This is a genomic window from Spirochaeta cellobiosiphila DSM 17781, from assembly GCF_000426705.1.
GTDB lineage: Bacteria > Spirochaetota > Spirochaetia > DSM-17781 > DSM-17781 > Spirochaeta_E > Spirochaeta_E cellobiosiphila.
Window position 1 is genome coordinate 81042 of record NZ_KE384559.1, and the last position, 6261, is coordinate 87302.

At 36.6% G+C, this 6261-nt stretch carries 5 protein-coding genes and 1 pseudogene; 4 read left to right on the forward strand and 2 right to left on the reverse strand.

Annotation, left to right across the window (positions count from 1 at the left end; all coding sequences use genetic code 11):
• Positions 1-76 precede the first annotated feature (76 nt).
• Entirely contained in the window at positions 77-1387 is a 1311-nt protein-coding gene (locus tag K345_RS0118390) for an ATP-dependent 6-phosphofructokinase (RefSeq protein WP_028975410.1), read from the reverse strand.
• Positions 1388-1520: 133 nt separating this feature from the next.
• On the opposite strand from K345_RS0118390, the gene K345_RS0118395 reads away from it, so the two are divergent.
• The 3 genes from K345_RS0118395 to K345_RS21845 are packed head-to-tail and all read left to right on the forward strand — an operon-like array spanning position 1521 to position 4471.
• Positions 1521-2681, forward strand: a complete 1161-nt coding sequence (locus tag K345_RS0118395) for a M20/M25/M40 family metallo-hydrolase (RefSeq protein ID WP_028975411.1) — start codon at positions 1521-1523, stop codon at positions 2679-2681.
• A complete protein-coding gene (locus K345_RS0118400) occupies positions 2682-3659 on the forward strand; it encodes a glucosyl-3-phosphoglycerate synthase (protein WP_028975412.1) in 978 nt (325 codons plus the stop codon).
• Positions 3660-3661: 2 nt separating this feature from the next.
• A complete protein-coding gene (locus K345_RS21845) occupies positions 3662-4471 on the forward strand; it encodes an ATP-binding cassette domain-containing protein (protein WP_053228463.1) in 810 nt (269 codons plus the stop codon).
• Here K345_RS21845 and K345_RS0118410 read toward each other — a convergent pair.
• The gene (locus K345_RS0118410) at positions 4468-4914 is read right to left on the reverse strand and encodes an FtsB family cell division protein (RefSeq protein WP_028975413.1); all 447 of its coding nucleotides are present in this window, start codon (positions 4912-4914) and stop codon (positions 4468-4470) included. The two genes, K345_RS21845 and K345_RS0118410, sit on opposite strands and share 4 nt — an antisense overlap.
• Before the next feature lie 148 nt (positions 4915-5062).
• On the opposite strand from K345_RS0118410, the pseudogene K345_RS23390 reads away from it, so the two are divergent.
• Positions 5063-6261: pseudogene (locus tag K345_RS23390) on the forward strand (hypothetical protein); the annotation flags it as partial.

Genomic DNA, 6261 nt, shown 5'->3' on the forward strand with positions numbered 1-6261 from the left:
ATGATTGTTGTAGGGACAAGTGTCAAAAGAAAAGAGTCTCCTTATGAGACCCTTTTCTTGCTAAAAAGACAAGTTATTATTCGTTAAGCATACTAACAGGCTGTCTAGTGGTTTCCAAAACATCCCGCCATAAACTACCCTTTGGATTGACATAGTTACGTCTGGATACAGCCATTTTCATGGGCAAATGCACGAACTTATTAGACCACAAGCTTATTAATACTTTTGTTTTCCCGGCCATGGCAGCGTGTACAGCATTTGCTCCTAAACGACTACAATAAGAACTATCATTAGGATCTGCAGGAGCACTCCGGATCATATAACTTGGATCTATATAACGAACATGGACTTCTATACCTTCTTCTTTAAAGTAGGCATTTACCCTATCCCTGATATAAATACCAATGTCACTGAGTTTTTTGTTACCCGACTCATCTGTTTCATTTGCACTGACAAGATGTCGTTGCCCGCAACCTTCTGCTACAAGAATAACAGCATGATTACGAGCAGCTAAACGTTTTTTCAAATGACCTAATAATCCATTATCTCCATCAAGATCAAACTCAACTTCAGGTATAAGACAAAAATTAACATCATTAGAGGCTAGAGCAGAATGGGCGGCTATAAAACCTGATTCCCTTCCCATGACTTTTACGACACCGATTCCATTAATAGCATCACTTGCTTCAACATGTGCACTATAAACAGCCTCCACAGCTTTCGATACAGCTGTTTCGAAGCCAAAAGATTTCTGTATAAAACTCAAATCATTATCAATAGTCTTAGGAACTCCCACAACGGACACTTTTAAACCACGTCTCTGTATTTCTTCTGCAATAGCTAAAGCACCTGATTGAGTTCCATCTCCACCAATGGGAAATAATATATTGAGATTCATTCGTTCTATGGAATCAACAATCGCTGGAATATCATTACCACCACGACTGGATCCGAGAATAGAACCACCCATCTTGTGAATATCTTCAACAACTTCTGGGGTCAGTTCCATAGTAGGCAGGTCATATTTAGCAAGAAAACCACGATAACCATATTGAATACCAGTAATTCTTTTTACCCCATATATGTACCATAGATTACGTACTATTGATCTAATTACATCATTAAGTCCGGGACACAGCCCACCACAGGTAACGATACCAGCGTGAACATGACCTGGATGAAAATATAAATTCTCACGAGGACCTGCCTTTTCAAGCAAATCACTATGATCTAGTTCTCGAGGTTCTTGCCCCATATTGGCATAAATATCAAATCGGATAAATTCTTCGTCAGTTACAAAGTTAACCCGTTTACCTTCGGGATCCAAGGGTGATTTAACCTTCCGATCACCTAAATACTCTACAGCAAAATTAAGCTTTTGGCTCATCATATACTCCCGCACATATTTTGCAAAATATCCAATCGATTTGCAAGGGGCCATTAATAGAATAAAAGCTCCTTGCAGGAATAATACCATAATTATTAAAATGTAATTATAAAAATGAAAAGGATTTGAAAATATGACAACAGAACATAGGACTAATATGGATGAATTATCCAGCTGGGAAAGTCAGATTCGTCAGTTATCCGATATCATTCTAGCTAATGTGGTAATGTTCTCAGAGTTACCTGCTCCCACATTCAAGGAAGATAAACGACGGGATTTTCTACTTCAAAGATTCGCTGAAAGTGAACTAATTAATGTGTCCTATGATGAAAAAGGTAATGCTTTAGGTATTCTACCTGGTACATCTGGTGACCGGAATATACTTCTAGTAAGTCACTTAGATTCTAACATACCTGAAGAAGTTGACCATACTGTTACAGTAAGGCCTGAAAGCATTGCCGGTCGTGGCGTCAGTGACAATGCAATGGGCTTAGCCAGTATTGCATCCCTACCTCAAATTCTTAAACATCTGGGAATTAATCTGAAAGCAAACATCATACTCATGGGATCAACAAAGAGCTTAGGAAAAGGGAATCTTGAAGGATTGAGATTCTTTTTGGATAATAAAACCTTAGCTATTGATTTTGGACTTGTGGTTGAAGGAGTCAAATTAGGAAGACTAAGTCATGCATCAATCGGAATGTTAAGAGGAGAAATCTCCTACTTAATACCCGAAGAATATGACTGGACAAAATTTGAATCAGGAGGAGCAACTATTGGAATCACAGAGGTCATTAACAAGATATTAGCGATTCCCCTTCCCTCAAGACCCAAAACTTCTATTAATATTGGATCTGTTAAAGCAGGAACGACCCATGACAAAAGAGCGAATAAAGCACTCCTTCAGTTTGAAATCCGTTCAGAATCAGAAGAACAGGTTCATGAACTGGCAGCAACCATAGACATGATAGCCGCTGAACAAGCGTCAAAGACAGGGGCGGATGTACAATTTCAAATTATAGCCTCACGTCGTCCTGGAGGTATAGCCTTTAGTAATCCCATAGTAACCCATGCCAGGACGATATTAAGATCGCTGGGGATATCTCCACGCTTCACACCTTCCATCAATGAATTAGCCGCTTTTATTGATAATAAAATACCAGCCTTAACCTTAGGAATTACTGATGGGGAAAACTTAACAGAAGAAATGGAAGAAAAGGTTTACATCAATCCCATATACAAAGGTCTAACACAAATTATTGGTATGCTTACTGCCATGGATCAGGAGATATAGATGAAAATAAATAATTGGCTTAAAACAAATACCTTCCACCATTCACAATTTGCGGATCTAAAAGAATTGGTTAAAGAAAAAGAACGTCTTGGTTTAACTATTAGTTTATGTATACCTACATTGAATGAAGAAAACACTATAGCTAAAGAAGTTGTCATATTCAAATCCGAACTTATGATTAGATATCCACTAATAGATGAAATAGCAATCATTGATTCTGGATCTACTGATAACACAATACAGGTTGCTCAATCTTTTGGAGCTGATACTTATTTAGCAGAGGATATTCTTCCCCATTTGGAAAAGAAGAAGGGCAAGGGTGAAAATCTCTGGAAAGCGATTTACCAATTAAAGGGAGATATTATTGTCTATATTGATGCAGATATTAAGAACATACATCCACGCTTTGTTTATGGGTTAATCGCCCCTCTTATATATAATGAACAGATAAAATATGTTAAGGCATTTTATGATAGACCTCTTGCCTTTAGTCAAGGAGTCAGACCTAGTGGTGGGGGTCGTGTTACCGAAATTCTAACCCGCCCGATGTTTAGCCTTTTCTTCCCAGAACTTACTGCTATTATTCAACCTTTAAGCGGGGAATATGCTGTTCGTCGAGAAGTTCTTGAAAATATCCCCTTCCCTATTGGTTATGGAGTAGAAACGAGCCATTTAATCGATGTATATCAACGTTGGGGGCTAAAGGCTTTTGGACAAACAGATCTTGATCAAAGAGTTCATCGGAACCAAGCCACAAGGAGTCTGGGTAAAATGTCCTTTGGTATACTTCAGACTTTCTTTAGAAGAGCCCAAAATCAACAAATCATTGGAGATTTGCCAGAATTACAAACAGTCTTAAGACAATTTCAAGTGAGAGAGGGGGAATTTGAAGCAATTGAGTTCAATATTGTTGAAGAAGAAAGGCCACCTATGATAACAATTCCAGAATACCTTGAGAAATTTAACCGTAAGGAATGACAATGACATCTACTCTTCAATTCAAAAATGTAAGCTTCACTTATCCAGATAAAGAAGATTTTGTTTTTAGTAATCTGGACATTACCCTACCTAGGGGTGTAACGAGTCTTATTGGACAAAATGGTGTAGGTAAATCCACATTTATGTTACTAGGAGCAGGAAGACTACTGCCAACAACAGGAGACATTTTCGTTCTAGGACATAACACAAAAGATATGACTGATGAAGTTCAAAAAAATCTTCTGGTCTCCTTCGTCTATCAGAACATGGAATTTGAAACGGAAGACAATTTTGGTGACCTGCTTCCTTTTGTGTATGATTCAGGTAATAAAATAAGCCCCTATGATGATATAAGAAATGCCATAGTAAAGAACTTTGAATTAGAGAAGACTCTTTCAAAAAAGACACAACACATGAGTAAAGGAGAGCTTCAACGTGCCGTGATGGCCTTTAGTTTGTTATACGGTTCTCCTATTGTCATGATGGATGAACCAGTATTTGCCTTGGAAGAAGAACAAAAGCATCATAGTTTAGGCTTTATAAAAGAATACGCAATGCAAAAAGATATATCTGTCTTCTATAGTATTCATGAATTGGAATTGAGTCAGAAGTATTCTGATAATATTGGTCTATTTTTTAAGGATCGACACATAGAAGTAGGTTCAACGGACAGTTTATATAATAAAGAAAAAATAGAAGAAGCTTATCAAGTTCCCTTTGTTTTACTTCATAAAAAGGAAAGTATATTTAGAGAGCAGTTAAAAGGTGATGAGCTAAGTGAAGAGATGAAAGATTATCTTCGTAAAAACTAAGAGGTAGGAGTTCTGTGTGAACTCCTCCATGTTTCTCTCAAAGCGACTATTACTAGAGTCAGGATTAAGAATATAGTTAGACACATTAATCGGAAATATAATCCGGAATATCCTTGTTTATCATCAAATAAAATAACTTGACCAGGGTTATACTCATGTGAAGTCTTCCCTAAACCATTAATCACAATAACTTTTTCATCCTTATCATAAAATCCCATTTCTCTAGCTAACAATCTTATAGATTCTTTAGAGGTTTTTAGTAATTCAATTTTATTAAGAAGTTGTTTATTTTGCCTCTCAAGATCTTCTATGTTTGCCTGTAATTCTAATTTGTAGGCAGACAAATCTTTCTCCTCCTGCCGTCCTAAAGGACCAAAGAGAAATATTAGAAAAAAATAAAGGGATACACTAAGATATAAGGAGATAATTATTCCTTGTTTCATACATATTTAATACGGTAGAAAAGAATCTTCACTTAAGGTTTAATTTACCTTTATTGACAGCCTATTGAGGCTTAAGTAAATTGTTATTAAGATTGTTAATCGAGTTTGCCGATAGCTAAAAAGTAAGACTGAACTCAGGAGTTAATAAATGGCCTATTCCGACGATGATTTGGAAAAAGATATATTGAACAACGATAGTGATACTAAAGACTTAGAAGAATATGGTGTATGGGTAAAGGCTGGTCCTGAAACGGTCATCCAGGAACCGGATTCAACTAATTTTAATGATATGTCCGATCTACAAGATTTAGAAGAGGAATCATTGGATGATTTGGATTTCTCTGATACAGAAATGTCTGAGGAAGAAGAAACTTTACTGGATGAACTTCAGGACACACAGGAAGACTTCGATGAGGTTAGTCTTGATGATTTTGTTGACTTCGAAGAGGGATCGGAAGGGGCTAAAGTAGATACTTCTGAGACTAAGGAAGTTCCTGATGTTGACATGGATGATGATTACTTGGATATAGATTTAGATTTTGAAGATATTGATGAAGACCATAATGATGAGGAAGACCTTTCTAAAGATACAAATATACCTGAGACAAAACCGTATGTTTCAGCTGAAGAATACCATGAAGAACCTGACTTTGATGACATCAGAGCTTTAGAAGATGATTTAACTCAAGGAATAAAAGGTGAGTCCTATGGTGAAACGACTTCTAGAGAGAATGCTTTACTTGAAAAAATAGAATTAGAATTAAGTTCCATAAAAGCTGAACTAAATGATATACGATCTTTAAAAGAAGAAATTAAAGCCTTGAGACAAGGCTTGTCAGGTATTACTACTGGAACTGCTAATCCTGATACAGTTGAAGATTCAAGTTTTTTTGATAGTGATGAAGAAGATGAGACAATTGCCCTTACTGGTGATGAATTAGATAACATACTCACAACTGCAGACATTAAAGAAGAACAAGCAGAAGGTTTGGTTACTGATGATGATCTGGATATAAGCTTTCCAGAAAATTTAAAAGATGAGAGCTTAGATATAGATCTTGAGGAAGAAGAAAGCAACATTGATGATGTGAATGAAGAAAGCCTTGATTTAGATCTAACAGAGGAAGATTCAAATGATGAAGACTTCAACATTGATGATGTAGAAGAAGAGAGCCTTGATTTAGATCTTACAGAGGAAGACTCTATTGACGAGGACTTTAACATTGATGATGCGGAAGAAGAAAGCCTGGATTTAGATCTAACAGAAGAAGACTCTATTGACGAGGACTTCAACATTGATGATGCGGAAGAAGAGAGCCTTGATTTAGATCTGACAGAGGAAGACTC

What these genes read in the sequence shown, in the direction of transcription:
- K345_RS0118390 (WP_028975410.1), bottom strand. Translation starts at nt 1,387, where the DNA reads ATGAGCCAAAAGCTTAATTTTGCTGTAGAGTATTTAGGTGATCGGAAG.
- K345_RS0118395 (WP_028975411.1), top strand. Translation starts at nt 1,521, where the DNA reads ATGACAACAGAACATAGGACTAATATGGATGAATTATCCAGCTGGGAA.
- K345_RS0118400 (WP_028975412.1), top strand. Translation starts at nt 2,682, where the DNA reads ATGAAAATAAATAATTGGCTTAAAACAAATACCTTCCACCATTCACAA.
- K345_RS21845 (WP_053228463.1), top strand. Translation starts at nt 3,662, where the DNA reads ATGACATCTACTCTTCAATTCAAAAATGTAAGCTTCACTTATCCAGAT.
- K345_RS0118410 (WP_028975413.1), bottom strand. Translation starts at nt 4,914, where the DNA reads ATGAAACAAGGAATAATTATCTCCTTATATCTTAGTGTATCCCTTTAT.